Genomic DNA, 19536 nt, shown 5'->3' on the forward strand with positions numbered 1-19536 from the left:
TGGACTAGCCGATCCCTATTCGGACTAGCCGATTTTCGCGAATGGTCGGACCCGGCGGGCGTTGCGGGCGGGTCAGGCGTCGCGGGCGGGGCGGGGCGGGCTGGTCAGGTCGCGGGCGGATCAGGCGTCGGCGGCGCCACCCGTGCCCCCCGTGTCCAGGCGGTCGAGGTAGCGCAGCGCGACCTTGGTGGACTGCTCGGCCACCTTGAGCAGGAACGGCGTCACATCGCGGTAGATGTGCTGCGTGATCGCCTCGGCCGAGGCGTCGCGGCCCAACTCGGCCCGGGCGGCGATGATCTGGTCGAGCCGATCACGCCGGTGTCGACCGAGTACCTGGGCCGCGCGGCCGGTGTTCTCCACGTCGGGCCCGTGCCCCGGGATGCCGATCACCCCGTCGGCCCGCGCCGCGAGGAGATCCATGCTGCCGAGGTAGTCGCCGAGATCGCCGTCGGTCGAGTCCAGCACCGTCGAATCCCGGCCGAGGATCGTGTCCCCGAGGACCACGCAGTCCGGCCGAGCCGTGAACCCGGTGCCCGCGGCCCGCACCTCGAGACTGATCGAATCGGCCGTGTGCCCCGGGGTGGCCAGCACGATGATGTCCAGTCCGGCGGCGTGGATCACCTCGTCGTCGTCACCGCCCGTCACCAACGGCGCGGCGTCGCGGCAGAACCGCTCCTCCACGGCCCTGACGGGGGCGGAGGTGAATCCGCGCAGGTGATCGATGCCATCGGTGTGGTCGCCGTGACGATGGGTGACGACGACGAGCTCGATCTCCCCCACGATGGCCGCGATCCGCCCGGCGTGCGCGAGGTCGTCGGGCCCGGGGTCCACCACCACGCAGGTAGGCGACCCCGGCGCCCGCAGGATGACGGTGTTCGTCCCCTCGAAGGTCATCTCGGAGGGGTTGTCGCAGAGGATGACCCCGGACAGCTCCGTGACGGGCCGGAGGGTCTCGTACGCCGGGAAGGTGATCGGGGCCAGGCCTGCGGACATCGCGGCTATCCCTCGACCTCGACCACGAGCTCGACCTCGACGGGTGCGTTCAGCGGCAGCTCGGACACGCCGACCGCCGACCGGGCGTGGACGCCGGCGTCGCCGAAGATCTCACCGAGCACGTCGGAGGCGCCGTTGAGGACACCCGGCTGCCCGCTGAAGCCGGGCGCGGAGGCGACGAACCCGACCACCTTGACGACCTTCACCACCGAATCGATGCCGACGAGCCCGTCGACGGCCGCCAGCGCGTTGAGTGCGCAGGTTCGGGCCAGGTCGGCGGCCTGCTCGGCGGTGACCTCGGCCCCCACCTTGCCCGTGGCCGCCAGGGCGCCGTCGACCATGGGCAACTGCCCGGAGGTGTAGACGAACGCGCCGGTCCGTACTGCCGGGACGTAGTTGGCGACCGGCGGGACGACCGTCGGCAGCTCCAGACCCAGCTGGTCGAGCTTGCGGGTCCAATAACCGGCGGTCTCGGTCTCCGACATCAGAGCTGTCGCTTCATGTAGGCGACGTGCTGCTCACCCGTGGGTCCGGGCAGTACGGAGACCAGCTCCCAGCCGTCGCCTCCCCACTGGTCGAGGATCTGCTTGGTGGCGTGCGTCAGCAGCGGGACCGTCACGTACTCGAACCGGGCTGCTCCAGTGGATTCGCTCATGTGCCCCACTCTAGGTAAGTCACGAGCGCCCCGCGCGCGGTGGTGTGAGCGCTTAGTGTGGAACGCATGCCGTCCACGATGAGTCCAGGTACGCGGTCGACACGATCGACCATCGCCGACGAGCTGTCCACCGGGTGGTCCGACAGCTCCGAACGGGCCGAGTTGCACTACGTCTCGGGGAAGGGCGGCACCGGCAAGACGACCGTCGCCACCTCCCTCGCACTGGCGCTGGCCTCCACCGGTAAGCGGGTCCTGCTGGTGGAGGTGGAGGAACGTCAGGGCATCGCCCGGATCTTCGACCGCGCCCCCCTGCCCTACCGCGAGGAACTCGTGGCCAGGGTCGACGGCGGCGGCAAGGTGTTCGCGCTGGCGATCGACATCGAGGCCGCGATGCTCGACTACCTCGACACCTTCTACCGCCTCGGGGTGGTGGGCAAGGTGATGAAGTCGGTCGGTGCGATCGAGTTCGCGACCACGATCGCGCCCGGGCTCAAGGACGTCCTGCTCACCGGCAAGATCTATGAGGTCGTCGCACGCGAGCACGCCAAGCGTGAGGTCGTCTACGACGCCGTGGTGGTCGACGCCCCGCCCACGGGCCGGATCGGCAAGTTCCTCGACGTCACCACCGCGATGGCCGACCTCGCGGGCGGGGGCGGGCCCATCCGTCGCCAGGCGGAGGCCGTGGCCGAGCTGGTCCACTCCACCCGCACGGTCGTGCACCTGGTGACGCTGTTGGAGTCACTGCCGGTGCAGGAGACCATCGAGGCGATCGCCGAGCTCAAGAGCCACGGACTGCGGGTCGGGCAGGTGATCATCAACCGCGCCGAGACCCGTCACCTCGACGACGAGGCGCTGCGGCGGATCGCCGAGGAGGACATCGACGCCGAGGCGGTCGCGGACGGCCTCGACGCGACCGGCGTGGAGGTCGACGACGAGGGACTGCAGGGTCTGCTGGTGCAGGCGATCGAGCACGCCCGCGTGGCCCGCGGCCAACTCCGCGCCGGCGAGACGCTCACCTCCGCCGCCTGCCCCACCCTCGTACTACCGGCGCTGCCCAACGGGGTGGAGGTCGCGGACCTCTACGACCTCGCCTCCGCCCTCGTCGACCAGGGAGTCCACTGACATGACACGCCGCCTCGACATCACCGCCATGCTCACCGACCCCGCCACCAGGGTGGTGGTGTGCACGGGCGCCGGCGGCGTGGGCAAGACGACCACCGCCGCGGCGGTCGCCCTGCGGGCCGCCGAACTCGGCCGCGACACGGTCGTGTTGACCATCGACCCGGCCCGTCGCCTCGCGCAGGCCCTCGGCATCGACGAGTTGTCCAACGAACCCTCCCCCGTGGACCTCGGGCAGGAGAAATCCGCCGCCGGCGGGTCACTGCACGCGATGATGCTGGACATGCGCCGCACGTTCGACGAACTGGTGGTGGCCAACACCACGGAGGCCAAGGCCCGGGACATCCTGGACAACCGCTTCTACAAGACGATGGTCACCTCCTTCGCGGGGACCCAGGAGTACATGGCCATGGAGAAGTTGGGGCAGCTCCTCGACGACTCCGCGTGGGACCTCGTCGTCGTCGACACTCCCCCGTCGCGCAACGCACTGGACTTCCTCGACGCACCGCGCCGCCTCGGCGCGTTCCTCGACAGTCGGCTCATGCGGTTGCTCTCCACGCCCGGCCGCGGGGTCGGACGCCTGGTGACCGGCGCGATGAGCACCGCGATGCGCGGCGTGTCCACGGTGGTGGGGTCCTCGATGCTCAAGGACGCCTCCGAGATGGTGGTGGCGCTGGACTCCACGTTCGGCGGGTTCACCACCCGCGCGTCCCGGACCCAGGCGATCCTGCGCCGCAAGGGCACGGAGTTCCTGGTGGTCTCCTCCGCGGAGCGGCCCGCCCTGCGCGAGGCCGCGTTCTTCGCCGAGCGCCTGTCCGAGGAGAAGATGCCGCTGGCGGGGGTCGTGGTCAACCGCACCCATCCGCGACTGACCGACCTGAGCGCCGAACAGGCCTGCGCGGCCGCCGACCGCCTGGCCGGGGAGAACCCGGAGGCCGAGGCGGTGCTGCGCATCCACGCCGACCGGGCGGGCACCGCCAAGCAGGAGGTCCGACTGCTCGAGTCGTTCACCGACACCCACCCGGACGTGCGGATCGTCGGCGTGCCCTCACTGCCGTTCGAGATCTCCAACCTGGAGGCACTGCGGTCGGTGGGCGACCAACTCTGCGGCTGACGGATACGAGCGCGGCCCGCGGCGGGTGCCGCGGGCCGCGCTCGAGGTGTCCGGGCCTCGACTCGCCAGGACTCGGTGGACCTCAGGACTCGGTGGACCTCAGGACTCGGTAGACCTCTGGACTCAGTAGACCGCGGTGTGCCGCTCGATCTGCTGCGCGAAGAAGTCGGCCCAGGAACGGACCTCGGGGTGCTGCTTGAGCAGGGCGCGGCGCTGACGCTCGGTCATACCGCCCCAGACACCGAACTCGACGCGGTTGTCTAGTGCGTCGGCCCGGCACTGCAGCAGGACCGGGCAGTGCCGGCAGATGGACGCGGCCTTACGCTGCGCCGCGCCGCGGACGAACAACTCGTCCGGATCGATGTCCTTGCACCGGGCCTGGGCCACCCATTCCTGGCGACCCTCCCCGATGATGATCTCCTCGGAGCCGAGGGGGTTGCCGGCACCGGGGCGGACCCCGTGGTCGGAGGAGTGGGTGGTCCCGGGGAGGGTGGACGTCATCGAAGTACCCCTAGCGTGAGTGGAGTCGTGGACGGGTTCACCGCGCACGCCTCCGGCCTTCTGAGCCCGCCCGACGCGGCGGACTCACTGTGTCGGCGGGCGTTCGCACCTGGGATCCGTGTATCGCGATCCCATCCCGGTCCGATCCGTCCCGCGTTCCCCCATATTGTTACCGCAGTCACACAACAGAAGTAAAGAGTCGACACATGATCGCCGCGCGACGGGTGGTCCCGAAGGGGTGGTCACGTACCCTGTGCGTGTGTCGGCTATGAGTTCGCTGGGAAAGCTGGTCGCGACGTGTGTCGCCGCCGGGGTGGTCACGGCGGGGTCCCTGTTCCCGATCGCGGGGGCAGCGGGGCTGGCATCCAACAAGATGGCCGACACGTTGGCCGGGACGTCCGCGGACCTCATCAAGGGTGACCTGCCGTCGATCTCCACGGTGACCGACTCGGCCGGCGCCCCCATCGCGTGGCTGTACGACCAGCAGCGCGTGCCGGTGCCCAGCGAGGAGATCTCGCAGCAGATGAAGCTGGCGATCATCGCCATCGAGGACCGTCGGTTCGCGGACCACAACGGCGTCGACTGGCGAGGCACCGTCCGCGCGGCCCTGACCAACGCCACCTCCGGCGAGGTCGAGCAGGGCGCGTCGACGATCGACCAGCAGCTGGTCAAGAACTACCAGTTCCTCGTCTCCGCCGAGAACGACGCGGAGCGTCGCGCCGCCGTCGAGACCACACCCGCCCGCAAGATCAAAGAGATCCGGATGGCGCTCACCCTCGACGGGGAGTTGAGCAAGGACGAGATCCTCACCAAGTACCTCAACCTGATCTCGTTCGGCAACGGCACGTTCGGCGTCCAGACCGCGGCACAGACCTACTTCGGCGTCGACGCCCGCGACCTCAGCGTCCCCCAGGCGGCGATGCTGGCGGGCATGGTGCAGTCCACCAGTCGGTTCGACCCGTACACCAACCCCGAGGGCACCACGCAGCGCCGCAACACCGTCATCGACACGATGGTCCAGACCGGCGCCATCACCCCGGCCGAGGGCGAGGCCTACGCGGCCGAACCGCTGGGCGTGCTCGAGCGACCGAACCCGCTGCCCCGGGGGTGCATCACCGCCGGTGACAGCGGATTCTTCTGCGACTACGTCCTCCAGTACCTCGAGGAGAACGGCCTGAGTCGGGACATGGTGGAGCAGGGCGGGTACACGATCCGCACCACCCTCGACGAGACCGTCCAGTCGAACGTCCAGCGCTCGGTCGACACGTACGGCAACCCGACCGCCCAGGGCGTGGCAGAGGTCATGAGCGTCGTCCGGCCCGGCAAGGACGCCCACAAGGTCGTCGCGATGGCCTCCAGCCGCCAGTACGGACTCGAACTGGGTGACAGCCAGACCGTGCAACCGCAGCCGTTCTCGCTGGTCGGCGACGGCGGGGGCTCGGTATTCAAGGTCTTCACCGTCGCCGCCGCCATGGAGAAGGGCATGGGCACCAACACGAGCCTCCCGGTGCCGCGTCGCGTCCAGGTCTCCGGACTCGGCGCCGGGGGCGCCGCCGGGTGCCCGCCCGCACAGTACTGCGTGGAGAACGCCGGCTCGTACCCCTCCTCCCTGTCCGTGACCGACGCCCTCGCGCAGTCGCCCAACACGACGTTCGTGAATCTCATCAAGGACGTGGGCGTCTCGCCCACCGTCGACATGGCGGTCCGCCTCGGCATGCGTTCCTACGACCGCAAGGGCACCGCGCCCGGAGGCGACTCGATCAGCGAATTCGTCAAGAAGAACAACCTCGGCTCGTTCACCCTCGGGCCCACCGCCGTCAACGCGCTGGAACTGTCCAACGTCGGCGCCACCATCGCCTCCGGCGGCGTCTGGTGTCCCCCCAGTCCCATCGAGTCGATCACCGACCGCACCGGCGCACCCGTCGAGCTGAACGAGCCGGAGTGCGAGCAGGTGCTCGAGGAAGGGCTCGCCGACACCCTCGCCGTCGCCATGTCCAAGGACCACGTGAGCGGCGGCACGGCGGCCGGCGCCGCATCGGGCGCCGGGTGGAGCCTGCCGATGTCCGGCAAGACGGGAACATCCGAGGCCAACCGGTCCTCCGCGTTCCTGGGCTTCACCAACAACTACGCGGCGGCCGTCTACGCGTTCAACGACGGCACCACCACCACCGAGCTGTGCACCAGCCCCCTGCGCCAGTGCTCGTACGGCAACCTCTTCGGTGGCCTCGAGCCGGCACAGACCTGGTTCTCGGCCTTCTCCCCGATCGCCGACATCTACGGCCCGCTCCGACTGCCCGCACCCGATCCCGCCTACCAGGCCGGGACCAGCGGGGCCGCCGCCCCGGACGTCGCGGGCATGAGCCAGTCCGCCGCGACGTCGCTGCTCACCAACGCCGGGTTCGTCGTCAACACGCAGTTCGTCTCCGGCACGGGCCGCCCGTACGGCACCGTCATCGGCGTCGACGGCAGCACCGGCATCCCCGGGTCCCAGCTCACCCTCCGCGTCTCCGACGGATCGGGCGGCGGCGGGGGCGGGGGCGGGGGCACCGGCGCGCAGGGGCAGGGCGCCTCCGGCCCGGGGGCGCCGGTCGGGGACGAACCCATCGTGCTCAACGTGCCGGGCCTGGCCCCCATCACCATCTCGCCGCCGCGGTGACCCCGCCCGGCGTCGGTAGTCTGGACTGATGTCACGCCCTTCACGCAAGACCCGGGTTTCGACGACCTCCCCCGCCCGCGCGGCGGCCGTCCTCGCCGGGGCGGTCGTGGCGGGAACCGTGTACGCCACGGGCTGGGAGCGCAACGCCTTCACGCTGCGCCGCCACTCCCTGCCGCTGCTCGCGCCCGGCTCGCGGCCCCTGACGATCCTCCACGTCTCGGACCTGCACATGATGCCCGGCCAGAAGCGTAAGCAGCAGTTCGTCAACTCGCTGGCGGAGTTGGAGCCCGACCTGGTCGTCAACACCGGCGACAACCTCTCCGACGCCCGGGCGGTGCCCTCCGTGGTCCAGGCCCTCGGGCCACTGCTCGACCGGCCCGGGGCGTTCGTGTTCGGCTCCAACGACTACTACGCCCCGGTCCCCAAGAGCCCGCTGCCGTACATCGGGATAGGCCGCCAGAAGCACTCGGCCGTCCCGTTGCCGTGGCGGGATCTCAGGGCCGCCTTCACCGAGCGGGGCTGGGTCGACGCCACCCACCAGCGCGCGGAGATCGCGGTCGACGGCCGTAGCGTGCTGGTCGCCGGTGTCGACGACCCCCACATCGGACGGGACCACTACAACGAGATCGCCGGACCCGCCGGGCCCGCCTTCGACCTGCGGATCGGGTTGCTGCACTCGCCGGAGCCACGCGTGCTGGACCGGTTCGACGCCGACGGGTACGACCTCGCGCTCGCGGGGCACACCCACGGTGGTCAGCTCTGCCTCCCCACCGGCGCGATCGTCACCAACTGCGGCATCGATCGCTCGCGGGCCCAGGGCCTGTCCGCGTGGGGGCGGAACCTGGTGCTGCACGTCTCCGCCGGCCTGGGCACCTCTCCGTACGTGCCGGTTCGGACGTTCTGCCGCCCGGAGGCGACCCTGCTGGAACTGGTCGCCGCCCCCGGTGGTGGCGGAGAGGGATCCGAGGTCCCGGTGACCCCGCAACGGGTGAAGGTGCCCCTGCCGGTCTGACCCGGTTTCGCGATTCCGGCGGCGGGGCGCTAGAGTATCCCTCGTTGTCGACCGGGGTGTGGCGCAGCTTGGTAGCGCGCTTCGTTCGGGACGAAGAGGCCGTGGGTTCAAATCCCGCCACCCCGACAATGCGAGGGCCCGGATCACGTCGGTGATCCGGGCCCTCGGTCTTTTCGTGCCCTCGGTCATTTCGCGCCGTGCCCTCGGGTTCCCCCTGCCGTGGTGCCGCCGACGTGGGGCCGCTCTTCCGGTGCACAGCGGCGCGGACTCTCCGTAGAATCGTGTCATGACCTCCGAGACCGACGTCCAGAACGCCGCCGCCGCAGGGGACAGTGCACCCGGGACCGGCCCGGCCGTGCACCCGAACTACGGCCGCATCACCACCACCGGGGCGGGGGACGCGGTCCTCGCGGCCTCGCTGCAGAAGGTCCTCGACGGGACCTGGGCCGATGCCCGCGAGTTCACGCGCGAGGCCATGACCCCGGACATGCTCAACCCGATCGGGCTGGGCATGGAGGAGCATCGCGACCATGTACTGGCGCAGCTCCAGCGCCTGGCCGACTCCGGGATGCCCAAGCTGGGGTTCCGCGAGGAGGACGGTGGGACCGGCGACACCGGCGGGGCGTTGACGTCCTTCGAGATGCTCGGCCACCTCGACCTGTCCCTCATGGTCAAGGCCGGCGTCCAGTGGGGCCTGTTCGGCGGCGCGATCGCCAACCTCGGCGACTCCGAGACCCGTAAGAAGTACCTGCCGGACGTCATCTCCCTGGATCTGCTCGGCTGCTTCGCCATGACCGAGGTCGGCGGCGGCTCGGACGTGCAGAACCTCGAGACGACCGCGACGTTCGATCGTGAGACCGGCGAGTTCGTCGTCAACACCCCCACGCCCAGCGCGGAGAAGGCCTACATCGGCAACGCCGCCCGCGACGGCCGGATGGCCGCCGTGTTCGCCCAGCTGATCACGACCGCGGACGACGGCGGGGAACTCCGCCACGGCGTCCACTGCCTGCTCGTGCCGATCCGCGACGAGGCCGGAAACGACCTGCCGGGCGTCCGCACCACCGACCACGGCCCCAAGGGTGGGCTTGCGGGCGTCGACAATGGCAAGATCTGGTTCGACGACGTGCGGGTTCCGCGCGAGGCACTGCTCGACCGCTTCGGCGCCGTCGACGCCGACGGGGAGTACTCCTCCCCCATCGATTCGGTCGGCGCCCGATTCTTCACCATGCTCGGCACGCTCATCCGCGGCCGGGTGTCCGTGGGCGCGGCGGCCGGGGCGTCCGCGCGCACGGCGCTGGCGCTGGCCGTGCGGTACTCGCTGGTCCGCCGGCAGTTCGACCACCCGGAGACCGGCAAGGGCATCCCGCTACTGGAGTACCGCGAGCACCAGCGCCGGCTCATGCCGCGGGTCGCCCGCGCTTACGCGTTCGCGTGCGCCCAGAACGCGATCATCCTCGAACTGGACGAGTTCGAGAAGAACCCGGAGGCCTTCGACGAGGTCCGTCGCCGCGAGATGGAGACCCACGCCGCGGGCATCAAGGCCTCGGTCACGGCGTTCGCCAACGACACGATCATCGAGGCCCGCCTGGCCTGCGGCGGCGCCGGCTACATGGCGGAGAACCTGCTCACGGAGATGCGCAAGGACTGCGACGTCTTCTCGACCTTCGAGGGCGACAACGTGGTGCTCACCCAGTTGGTGGGCAAGGAGCTCCTGAGCTCCTACGCCGCGGACTTCGGCGACATGGACCAGCGCGAGACCGTCGCGTTCGCCCTGAGCACGGCCGTCGACGTGGTGCAGGAGAAGGCCCGCGCCTCCACCCTGTGGCAGAAGCTCGTCGACGCCGTGACGGACCGTGAGCACACCGACCTGCTCGACCGCGGCAACCAGCTCCAGCTCCTCGTCGACCGCGAGGAGCACCTGCTGGAGACGGTCGCGCGCCGGCTGCGCAAGGCGCAGGGCCAGGACGGTTCGGCGGCGTTCAAGGTCTTCAACTCGGCGCAGGATCATCTCCTGCAGGCCGGTCGCGCCCACATGGACAGCTGGGTGTTCGCCCGCTTCGCCGAGGCCGTGGAGGCCTGCGAGGACCCGGAGGCCAGGGAGGTCCTCGGGATGTTGTGCGACCTGTACGTGCTCGACATCGTGGACGGCGACAAGGGCTGGTTCCTCGAGCACAACCGCCTGACGACCGAGCGGACGAAGGCGGCCACCGCGGCCCGCAACCGCCTCTGCACCAAGTTGGCCGGCCGGGCGCGCACGCTGGTCGACGCCTTCGCGATCCCCGAGTTCGTCTTCAGCGTCCCCATGCTCACCGACGGCGGCGTGGACGCGATCACCGACGAGCCCTCCGACGAACACGAGGTCGTCGGCCTGGCCGACTGACCTCGCGCGACCCCTTCATCCCGAAGAGCGTTCCGCACACGTTTCCCGAGAGGGAGGCGTGCGGAACGCTCTTCTCGTTGCGGCGGGAGCGGGTCCGCCTCGGCGCGACGTCTACCGGCGGGCGCGGGGCCGACCGGAGACGATCACCGCCAGGAGCGAGAACACCGCGACCGCGATCAGGACCGCCGCACCGGTCCAGGCGACGGAGGCGGGCCCGGACAGGAGCACGGCGTCGAGCGCCGCGGTGGCCTGCCCGGTCGTGGTCGCCGACGTGACGGTGACGATCGCCGAGGGCGCGCCGCCGGCGACCCACACCCACCACGCCGCGCCGGCCGACGCGGCGGCGAGGATCACCGCCGTGATCCGGCCGGGCCACGGGCCGAGCACCGCGACGAGGGCGCGCCACAGGGCGGAGGAGGCGACGACGACGAGGGCGACGAGAGCCACGGCGGCGGTCGCCCCGCCCGCGGTGGGGCCGTCGGCGGTGGCCAACGCCCACGCGGACAGGCCAGCGGTGAGCAGGGCGAGCGCGAGAACCGACTCGGCGATCGACGAGCCGGGCCGGCGGACGAGCTGGACGAGCAGTGCTCCGAGCATCGCTGCGGCGGCCACGCCGAGGATTCCGGCGGAGGTGCGGCGCTCGGAGTCGTCGGCGGCCGCGGCGGCCTCCAGCCCGGCGTCGCCCTGCTCGACGGCCAGGGCCCGCCCGGTCTTGCCGATGGACTCCTGGGTGCGGCCGGCGGAGTCGGCGACGCTGGCCGCGCCGTCGCGGAGCGTGTCGGCTCCGGTGGCGAGCTCGCCCGCGCCCCCGGCGAGTTCGCGGGCACCGCGGGTCGCGGAGTAGACGCCGTCACGCAGCTCGGCGCCCGGGGCGGAGAGCTGGCGGGCGAGTTCCGCCGCGCCGGAGTCGAGCTGATCGAGGTTGCTCAGCGTGTTCTGGTCGAGGCCCTGGGTCGCCAGCTGGTCGCGGAGCCCGGTCAGGGCGTTGCGCGCCTGGACGACCTCGGGGGCGTCGCCCTGCAGCCGCGACAGGGCGTCCTCGATCGCGGTGGAGACCTGCCCCTGGATCACTGCGACCCCGCGGACCGCACCCACGACCTGACGGACGCCGCCCGCGACCTCCTCGGCCCCGGATCCGGCCTGCCCCATCCCCGCCTGCAACTGCTCCATGCCCGTGGCCAGCTCCGCGGAGCCGTCGCGCAGCTGCCCGGCGCCGTCGGCGAGGTCGGCCGTCCCGGAGCGCAACTGCTCCGCTCCGGCGACCGTGAACGACGAGTTGGCCGACGCCTCCGCCAGCGCCGAACGCAGCGGCCCGCCGGCGCCGGGGGCGGCGTCCTCCTGCTGGGGGGTCGGCCCGACGACCGCCCACAGCGCGGCCAGGACGAGGGGCAGGACGATCAGCGCCAGGCCCAGTAGTCGCCGTGCGGGTCCCCCGCGGGCAGCGCCCCGATCGGCCCCCGGGGGCGAGGAGTCCTCGTCCGCTCGGGGCGCGGCGCCCGAACCGGCTTCCGTCACTGGCAGGACGTCCGTGTCGGGACTGTTCTCCGAGGTCTCCGAGGGGGTCACAGAGGGGCTCATGTGCGGAGCGTAACCGCTGATCGGCCCTGTTCCCGCAGGTCACTCGGCATGCCCCCGCATCGGCGTCCGAGGCTGTTGATAAACTTCCGTGGAAACCTTCGCACCCCTCGCCACCCGCTGCCGCGCAGGAAGGAGCCATGAGCCCCGTCCTCGCGATCGCTGCTGCAGGTCTGGCCACCCTGCTCGCGTGGCCGCTCACACGGTGGTTGGGCCGGGGCGCGGGATGGCCGCTCGCGGCGCTCTACCTACTGGGGGCGTTCGCGCTGCTGGGGCCGCTCTCGCTGGCCCTGTCGGGGAGGCCCACCGAGGTCGTACGCATCCCCTGGGTGCCCGCCCGAGACTGGACCCTGGATCTGTTCGCGGACCCCACGGGCCTGCTCTTCGCGATGCTCGCGTTGGTGATCGGCGCGATCGTGTTGATCTATTCGTCGTCGTATCTCTCCGGCGGCGGTGACCACGGGCACGGGCGCCGACACGGTCGCGAGCGGCGCCCACAGCACTACGGCTTCTACCAGCTCATGACCCTGTTCACGGTCTCCATGCTGGGGCTCGTCCTCACGGACTCGATGGTGCTGCTGTACGTGTGCTGGGAGCTCACGTCCTTGGCGTCGTTCGCGTTGATCGCCAACTCGGGCCGCCCCGCCTACGCCGCCGCGCTGCGCACCCTCACGGTGACCGTCGTCGGTGGCCTCGTGCTGCTGGGCGCGCTCGTGGCCATGTGGTTGCGCACCGACACCACCTCCATCTCGGAGGCCCTCGCGCACGACGTGTGGTCCACCGACCCCGGCTTCACCGCAGCGATCGCGGTCGCCGTGGCGGTGGCCGCGTTCACCAAGTCGGCGCAGTTCCCGTTCCACTTCTGGCTACCCGACGCGATGGCGGCGGCGACCCCGGTGAGCGCGTACCTGCACGCCGCGGCCGTGGTCAAGGCCGGGATCTTCCTGTTCATGCGGTTCTCCCCAGCTTTCCACGACGTGCCGGTGTGGAACGCGCTGCTCGTGTCCGTGGGCATGGGAACCGCCGTGATGGCGGCCGTGTTCGCCCTGCAGAAGACCGACCTCAAGCAGCTCATGGCCTATTCCACCGTGAGCCAGCTGGGGTGGATCACCGCGGCGATCGGCGTGGGGACGCAGGAGGCGCTCGCCGCCGCCGCACTGCACACCGTCGCCCACGCCCTGTTCAAGTCCGGGCTGTTCATGCTGGTCGGCGTGGTCGACCACGAGGCGGGGGCCCGCGACATCCGCGACCTCGGCCCGCTGTGGCGCCGCATGCCGTGGACGTTCGGCGCCACCGTGCTCGGCGCGGGCGCCATGGCCGCCGTGCCGCCCACCCTGGGCTTCGTGTCCAAGGAGTCCATGCTCATCGCGTTCGGCGACGTCGCCGGCGGGAACACGGTGGCGGTGACCGCCCTGCTGACCGCCGCCGTGATCGGGGCGATCCTCACCTTCCTCTACTGCGCCCGGATCGTGCTGGGCGGCTTCCTCGGCGTCTACCGCGACCCGGCCCGGACGGCGGCCGACCCGGACGAGGTCCACGAGGCACCGGTCCGGCTCTGGCTGCCCGCGGCCCTGCCCGCCGCGATCGGGTTGCCGCTGGCGCTCGTGGTCTGGGTCTTCGACGTGCCGATGTCCGCGGTCGCCGAGGCCGCGGCCGGGCCGTTCGGCTGGCCCCCGAACGAGCCGGGCACCGCCGTCGTCTACGGCACCGCTCCCGCCGGGACGATCGACGACCTGACCTACGAGGCCCACTTCGTCCTGTGGCACGGGCTGACCCTGGAGGTCGGGCTCACCGCCCTGATCCTCGTCGTCGGTGCCCTGCTGGCCTGGAAGCGCACGCCGATCGACCGCGCGCTCGACCGGGAGCTGCTCCCCTTCACGGGCGCCTCCGTCCTCGAGGGTCTGACGTCGGCGGCGACGCGCGCCGGCCGCGTGCTGGTCCGTCCCACCGCGTCGGACTCCCCCGCCCGGCACGCCGGCGCCCTGCTGGCGGTCCTGAGCGTCTACGCGGTCGGGATCGGCGGATGGGCCCTGGCGACGGGCAGTTCGATTCCCCCGCGCGTCGGCGGGCTCGAGAGCGCGATCGACGTCGTGTTGCTCCTCGTGGTCGCGGTGGGCGTGCTGGGACTGTGCATCACGCGCTCGCGCCTCTCGGCCGCGGTGCTGCTGTCGGCCGTCGGGATCGCCGTGACCATCCAGATCTTCGGCCTCGGCGCGCCCGACGTCGGACTGACCCAGCTGCTGGTCGAGGCGCTCACGATCATCATGTTCGTGCTCGTCCTGAGGCGGTTGCCCCGCGACTTCATCGCCGCCTCCCGCCCGAGGAACACCGCCGCCATCGTGCTGGCCGTCCTCACCGGCATCACGACCACCATCGGGGTCCTGGTCTTCACCGGGCGCCGGGAACGCTCCCCGATCGGCGTGTACCTGCTGGAGAACGGCCCCGAGATCACCGGCGGGAGCAACATCGTCAACACGATCCTCGTGGAGTTCCGCGCTCTCGACACCTTCGGCGAGGTGGCCGTGCTCGGTGTGGCCGGCATCGCGATCCTCGGCGTCCTCGGCTCGGTCCGGGCCACCGCCCAGACCATGGATCCCGGGTCCGTCCGCGAGACCCTGCCCGGTTCCGCGAAGAGCACCGGCACGGCCGCGGAGGCGTTGGAGGACGCCGCCCGCAACACCGTGCCGTTGAAGCTGCTCGCACGGGGCGTGACCCCGGTCCTCGCCGTGGTCTCCGTGATGCTGCTGTGGCGTGGCCACAACGAGCCCGGCGGCGGTTTCATCGCCGCCCTGGTGGCGGCGTGCGCGTTCGCGCTGGTCTACCTGGCCCGCGAGTCGGATCGCCCCGTGAGCCGGCCCTCCACCCCGGTCGCGCTCATCGGCGGGGGGCTGGTGGTCGCCGGACTCACCGGGATCGGCGGCTACGCGCTCGGGCAGTTCCTCCAGCCCGCCCACGGGTACTTCCTGGGCCAGCATTTCTCCAGTGCCCTTATCTTCGACCTCGGGGTCTACGCCGGCGTCCTCGGACTGGTCATGACCGCGTTCAACACGCTCGGCGCGGGCCGCGCCCCCGCAGAGGTCGTCTCCGGCCCCGACGCGCCGGACACCGGCCGACGCAGGTCAGCGCCGCGGAAAACCGGTGGTGGGGCCGACACCGGCGTAACCGGGGGCACCCCGGGGACTCGTCGCGGAACCGACGAGGAGGTCGCCCGGTGACCATCGCGATCATGATCGGCGTCCTCACCGCGGGCGGCGTCTACCTGATGATGCAGCGCGGCATGGTCCGTGTCGTGTTCGGTCTCGCGCTCATCAGCCACGCGGTCAACCTCACGTTGCTCAGCGCCGGCGTGGCGGCCTGGCGGGCCGAGCCACTCGCCGACGTCAACGCAGTCGACGTGTCCGCCGACCCGCTCCCCCAGGCGTTCGTCCTCACCGCGATCGTCATCACGCTCGCGGTGACCGTGTTCATGCTCTCGCTCGCCGTGGTGAGCCGCGACGACGACACCCACAACGTCCCGCCCACCGGTGAGGAGTACGCGTCGTGACCGCCCTGCTCCTGCCCCTACTGGCGGCCATTCCCGTGATGGCGGCCGCCGTCACGGCGATCCTGCCGTCCCGGCAGGCCGGCCGTCTCGTGGCGCTGGCGGTCCCGGCGGCCACCGCGGTCGCCGGGGTCGTGCTCCTCGTACTGCACCGGTCCGAACCGGTGATCGCCGCGTCGGTGGGCGGCTTCGTGCCGGGCGTTGCGATCCCCTTCGTCTCCGACTCGTTCGCCGCGCTCATGCTGGTCACCACCGGTGTGGTGGCGTTGATGTCCCTGGTGTTCTGTGACCAGACCGGCGAGTTCGGCCGGAGCCGCTACTTCGCCCCGCTGGCCCTGCTGCTGCTCGCCGGCGCCAACGGCGCCCTGCTCACCGGCGACCTGTTCAACCTCTTCGTCTTTGTCGAGGTCATGCTGCTGCCCTCGTACGCCCTCATCGCCATGACGGGCACGTGGCGCCGCCTCGGCGTGGGCCGGTTGTTCGTCGTGATCAACCTCCTCACCTCCACGCTGCTGCTCGCGGGCGTCGGCTTCGTGTACGGCACCGCCGGGAGCGTCAACCTCGCCGTGCTCGCGGGAGCGGCACAGGAGGACGGCCGGGTCGCCGCCGCCCTGGGCGTGGTGCTCATGGCCCTGTGCATCAAGGCCGGCGCCGTACCCGTCCACGGGTGGCTGCCCCGCGCCTACCCCGGCACCTCCGCCGGGGTCATGGCGCTGTTCTCCGCGCTGCACACCAAGGTGGCTCTCTACGCGGTCATCCGGATCTGGGCCACCGCCTTCGACCTCGATCCGGCATGGGGCCGCGTCCTGTTGGTCGTGGCGCTGGTGACCGCGCTGTGGGGTGCCGTCGCCTCGGCGTCCCCCGTCGGTGCCCGCGAGATCCTCGCCTGGCAGATGGTCTCCGGGGTCGGCGTCATCCTCGCCGCGCTGGCGGTCGCGCAGGCCCCCGGCGGTGCGATCGTCTACATGATCCACCACATGGTCACCATCGGGGCGCTCGTGATGCTGATCGGTGCCGCCGAGCACGTCTACCGCAGCGGACAGCTGGGTGGGCTGTCGGGCCTCTGGTACCGCGAACGCTCGCTGGGGGTGCTGCTGGTGCTCGCCATCGCCGCCCTCGTCGGACTGCCGCCCACCTCGGGGCTGATCGGCAAACTCGAGGTCGTGACCGCCGCCCTGGGGACGGGCGACGCGTGGGGAGTCGCCACCGTCGTCGTCGTCCTGGTCTCCTCCCTCATCGGGCTCGTGGCCATGCTCCGGCTGTGGCGCGGCGTCATGTGGGGCGGACCCGCGCCCCGTCCCGGCGATGACGACGGTGACAGCGACGAGCGCCAGCGGGAGGTCGACGAGCACGGCGACGATGACGACGACGACGACGACAACGTTCGCCCGTCTCCGCGCGTGCCGGCGCGCCTGCTCGTGCCCGGGGGCGTGCTCGCGGCCCTGTCGGTGGCCATCTTCCTGGGGTACGGGGCGATCGCCCCGGAGGTGGACCGGGCGGTGGCCGGGCTCGTCGACACCGACGCGTACGTCTCGGCCGTGCTCGACGGCCCCGATGCGATGACCGACTCGACGATCGGGGGACGCTCGTGATCCGCCGGGTACTCCGCGCCCCGATCGTCCTGGGGTGGTTGCTGTGGAACGTCGTGCTGTCGTCGGTGGCCCTGGCCAAGGAGGCCGTCACCCCCGGTCCGATCGGCACCCCGGTGCTGGTGCGCTACCCCATGCGCTGCCGCACCGACGTGGAGATCACGGCCCTGGCCTGGGCGATCACCGTCACGCCGGGAACACTGGTGACGGTCATCGGTGACGACGAGATGTGGGTCCACGTCGTGCTCGGCGGGCCCCGTCAGGAGATGATCGAGTTGCTCGGTCAGACCGAGGACCGGGTGCTGTCCGTTCTGCGAGGTGAAGACGAATGAGCCCGCTGTTGACGGTGCTGCTGGCCGTGTCGACTGTGATCGTCGTCGCGAGCATGGTGGTGGCGGCGGTCCGCGCGGTACGCGGACCGGGCGATGCCAACCGTGCCGTCATGGCCGATCTCAGCTATTTCTGCGCGGTGGCACTGTTCGTGCTGTTCGTGATCCGTCAGGGATCTGCGGTGGCACTGGACGTGGTGATGCTCGGATCGCTCATCGGTGTGCTCTCGACCGTCGCCCTCGCACGGTTGCTCTCCCGAGGACAGCGGTGACGGGGATGGGGGGCTCGATGATCGCGGACCTGGTGATCGGTGTACTGGCGCTGCTCGGGTCGCTGTGCTTCCTGGTGGCCGCGGTGACCATGTCCCGGGCCGGCGACGCGCTGACCCGGATCAACATCCTTTCCGTGGCGACCGGCCTGGGGATGATGCTGTTCATCTTCTCGGCCTACGGGCACGAGCTGAGATCCGGGTTCTCCTGGGCGCAGCTGCTCATGGCGCTGGTGGCCCTGGGAGCGACGGTGGTGGTGACGACGGTCGCCTCCATGACGCTGGCCCGCGCCGCCTACCGGGCCGACGGCAGACTCGACCCGCTGACGGCCTACGACGACATCGCCGAGGAGACCGGGACATGACCGGGCCGGGTGACGCACGCGACGGCCGGGACCAGACCCTGCGTGATCCGGCCGACGCCGCCCGACGGATCGACTCCTTGATCGACAGTGGTGACCTGCGCACGGCCTCCGACATGGTCGAGGAGATGCCGCCCTGGCTGATCGTCGACGTCCTCGAGCGCAGCGGCGCCAAGGACCGGGCCGTGCTGTTCCGGTTGCTGTCCAAGGGCACCGCGCTGGTGGTCTTCGAGGCCCTCGACCCGCCGCTGCAGTCCGAGCTGATCCGCGCGCTGCACACGGACCGCGTCAACCAGATCTTCACCGACCTCGACCCCGACGACCGGGCCGGGCTGATCGACGAACTCCCGGCGCGCGTGGCCACCCGGCTCATGCGGGAACTCGACCACGACGAGCAGGCCCTCACCGCAGCGGTGCTCGACTACCCGATCGGCTCGGTCGGTCGGCGGATGAGCCCGGAGTTCATCTCCACTCACCCCGAGGTCACCGCCGGCGAGACCCTCGACCGTGTGCGCCAGCGGATCGACGAGGCCGAGACGATCTACGGCATCCCGGTGACCGACGACCAGCGTCGCCTGGTGGGGATCGTGGGCCTGCGCGCGATCATGCGCGCCGAGCCGGGGACACCGGTCCGCGACCTGATGAACGACGCGATCACCGCGCGGGCACGCGAGTCCGCCGAGACCGCCGCGCGCAGGTCCGCGGAGGAGCGCCTCATCGTGATGCCGGTCGTCGACGACGAGGGCCGGCTGGTCGGGATCCTCACCTTCGACGACGCCCTGCGGGTCCTCGAGGACGCCGAGACCGAGGACACCGCGCGTGCCGGTGGTTCGGAACCGCTGCGCGCGCCCTACCTCGCGACCCCGGTGCGATCGCTGGTGCGGTCGCGTGTGGTCTGGCTGCTGGTCCTCGCCCTCGGTGCCGCGCTCACAGTCCAGGTGCTCGAGGTGTTCGAGGGGACGATCGAGCAGGTGGTGGCGCTGTCGCTGTTCGTGCCGCTCATCATCGGCACCGGCGGCAACACCGGCAACCAGGCGGCCACCACCGTGACCCGCGCGCTCGCACTGGGCGACGTGCGTCCCCGCGACGGGTTGCGCGTATTGGCCCAGGAGGTGCGGACCGGGTTCACGCTGGGGCTGGTCCTGGGCGCTGTCGGGGCGCTGGCGGCGGGCCTGATCTACGGCACCGATCTGGGACTCGTGATCGGGTTGACCCTGCTCGTGTTGTGCACCGTCGCGGCGACCGTGGGCGGTCTGATGCCGCTCCTCGCGCAGGCCGTCCGCGCCGACCCGGCCGTGTTCTCCAACCCGTTCATCACGACGTTCGTCGACGCCACCGGGTTGATCGTCTACTTCCTCATCGCGCGGGCGGTCCTGGGCCTGTAGGCGGAACTCCCCGGTGCGCTGCGGTGCGCTGCGCTGCGTCGCCGACCCGCGACACC

General features: G+C 71.3%; 17 protein-coding genes and 1 tRNA gene. 13 read left to right on the forward strand and 5 right to left on the reverse strand.

From position 1 onward, the window contains the following. Window positions 1–120: 120 nt before the first annotated feature. From AC3DEV_RS04025 to AC3DEV_RS04035, 3 genes are read right to left on the reverse strand one after another with little or no spacing between them, the layout of a single operon-like run. Window positions 121–993: an MBL fold metallo-hydrolase gene (locus AC3DEV_RS04025; protein WP_488371360.1), complete on the reverse strand. Its 873-nt coding sequence runs from the start codon at window positions 991–993 to the stop codon at window positions 121–123. A 5-nt stretch (window positions 994–998) separates the two neighbouring features. Next, window positions 999–1478: a RidA family protein gene (locus tag AC3DEV_RS04030; RefSeq protein WP_488371361.1), complete on the reverse strand. Its 480-nt coding sequence runs from the start codon at window positions 1476–1478 to the stop codon at window positions 999–1001. Then, complete coding sequence (locus AC3DEV_RS04035) at window positions 1478–1648, reverse strand: DUF4177 domain-containing protein (protein WP_096906156.1); 171 nt, start codon at window positions 1646–1648, stop codon at window positions 1478–1480. The genes AC3DEV_RS04030 and AC3DEV_RS04035 overlap by 1 nt, the downstream gene beginning before the upstream one ends. Before the next feature lie 66 nt (window positions 1649–1714). Between AC3DEV_RS04035 and bagA the strand changes: the two genes are divergently transcribed. Together bagA and bagB are read left to right on the forward strand one after the other, a co-directional pair. Beyond that, on the forward strand, window positions 1715–2770 hold the full coding sequence (bagA, locus tag AC3DEV_RS04040; protein ID WP_096907367.1) for an ATPase BagA: 1056 nt from the start codon (window positions 1715–1717) through the stop codon (window positions 2768–2770). A gap of 1 nt (window position 2771) precedes the next feature. Further along, a complete protein-coding gene (bagB, locus tag AC3DEV_RS04045) occupies window positions 2772–3881 on the forward strand; it encodes an ArsA family ATPase (protein ID WP_159147758.1) in 1110 nt (369 codons plus the stop codon). Window positions 3882–4004: 123 nt separating this feature from the next. Here bagB and AC3DEV_RS04050 read toward each other — a convergent pair whose 3' ends face one another. Further along, on the reverse strand, window positions 4005–4382 hold the full coding sequence (locus tag AC3DEV_RS04050; protein WP_187352252.1) for a WhiB family transcriptional regulator: 378 nt from the start codon (window positions 4380–4382) through the stop codon (window positions 4005–4007). Window positions 4383–4650: 268 nt separating this feature from the next. On the opposite strand from AC3DEV_RS04050, the gene AC3DEV_RS04055 reads away from it, so the two are divergent. The 4 genes from AC3DEV_RS04055 (at window position 4651) to AC3DEV_RS04070 (ending at window position 10430) form a co-directional block, all read left to right on the forward strand. Next, complete coding sequence (locus AC3DEV_RS04055; protein WP_488371491.1) at window positions 4651–7038, forward strand: transglycosylase domain-containing protein; 2388 nt, start codon at window positions 4651–4653, stop codon at window positions 7036–7038. Between the two features lie 28 nt (window positions 7039–7066). Continuing rightward, complete coding sequence (locus AC3DEV_RS04060; RefSeq protein ID WP_119193432.1) at window positions 7067–8050, forward strand: metallophosphoesterase; 984 nt, start codon at window positions 7067–7069, stop codon at window positions 8048–8050. A 52-nt stretch (window positions 8051–8102) separates the two neighbouring features. Next, a tRNA-Pro gene (locus AC3DEV_RS04065) sits at window positions 8103–8176 on the forward strand. Window positions 8177–8336: 160 nt separating this feature from the next. Then, window positions 8337–10430, forward strand: a complete 2094-nt coding sequence (locus AC3DEV_RS04070) for an acyl-CoA dehydrogenase family protein (RefSeq protein WP_488371362.1) — start codon at window positions 8337–8339, stop codon at window positions 10428–10430. 111 nt (window positions 10431–10541) lie between these two features. On the opposite strand, the gene AC3DEV_RS04075 is transcribed toward AC3DEV_RS04070, so the two are convergent. Continuing rightward, window positions 10542–12008, reverse strand: a complete 1467-nt coding sequence (locus AC3DEV_RS04075) for a hypothetical protein (protein ID WP_488371363.1) — start codon at window positions 12006–12008, stop codon at window positions 10542–10544. 137 nt (window positions 12009–12145) lie between these two features. Here AC3DEV_RS04075 and mbhE point away from each other — a divergent pair, with 137 nt between their 5' ends. Genes mbhE through mgtE form a run of 7 tightly spaced genes read left to right on the forward strand, consistent with a single transcriptional unit; the run spans window position 12146 to window position 19480 of the window. Beyond that, window positions 12146–15220 carry a hydrogen gas-evolving membrane-bound hydrogenase subunit E gene (mbhE, locus tag AC3DEV_RS04080; RefSeq protein ID WP_488371364.1) on the forward strand — a complete coding sequence of 1025 codons (3075 nt, stop codon included), beginning with the start codon at window positions 12146–12148 and terminating at the stop codon, window positions 15218–15220. Then, window positions 15217–15549, forward strand: coding sequence for a sodium:proton antiporter (locus AC3DEV_RS04085; RefSeq protein WP_067716236.1), 333 nt, complete (start codon window positions 15217–15219; stop codon window positions 15547–15549). The genes mbhE and AC3DEV_RS04085 overlap by 4 nt, the downstream gene beginning before the upstream one ends. Further along, window positions 15546–17138 (forward strand): proton-conducting transporter transmembrane domain-containing protein, encoded by a 1593-nt coding sequence (locus AC3DEV_RS04090; protein ID WP_488371365.1) that lies wholly within the window; start codon window positions 15546–15548, stop codon window positions 17136–17138. Before AC3DEV_RS04085 ends, AC3DEV_RS04090 begins: the two co-directional genes overlap by 4 nt. Then, window positions 17135–17467, forward strand: a complete 333-nt coding sequence (locus AC3DEV_RS04095; protein ID WP_253003105.1) for a Na+/H+ antiporter subunit E — start codon at window positions 17135–17137, stop codon at window positions 17465–17467. Before AC3DEV_RS04090 ends, AC3DEV_RS04095 begins: the two co-directional genes overlap by 4 nt. Further along, window positions 17464–17736, forward strand: a complete 273-nt coding sequence (locus tag AC3DEV_RS04100) for a monovalent cation/H+ antiporter complex subunit F (RefSeq protein ID WP_067716228.1) — start codon at window positions 17464–17466, stop codon at window positions 17734–17736. The genes AC3DEV_RS04095 and AC3DEV_RS04100 overlap by 4 nt, the downstream gene beginning before the upstream one ends. 5 nt (window positions 17737–17741) lie before the next feature. Continuing rightward, window positions 17742–18098: a cation:proton antiporter gene (locus AC3DEV_RS04105; RefSeq protein WP_235027895.1), complete on the forward strand. Its 357-nt coding sequence runs from the start codon at window positions 17742–17744 to the stop codon at window positions 18096–18098. After that, window positions 18095–19480 (forward strand): magnesium transporter, encoded by a 1386-nt coding sequence (gene mgtE, locus AC3DEV_RS04110; protein WP_488371366.1) that lies wholly within the window; start codon window positions 18095–18097, stop codon window positions 19478–19480. Before AC3DEV_RS04105 ends, mgtE begins: the two co-directional genes overlap by 4 nt. The last annotated feature ends 56 nt before the right edge of the window (window positions 19481–19536 follow it).

The sequence above is a fragment of the Dietzia sp. IBK-p2-15D genome (assembly GCF_057773105.1).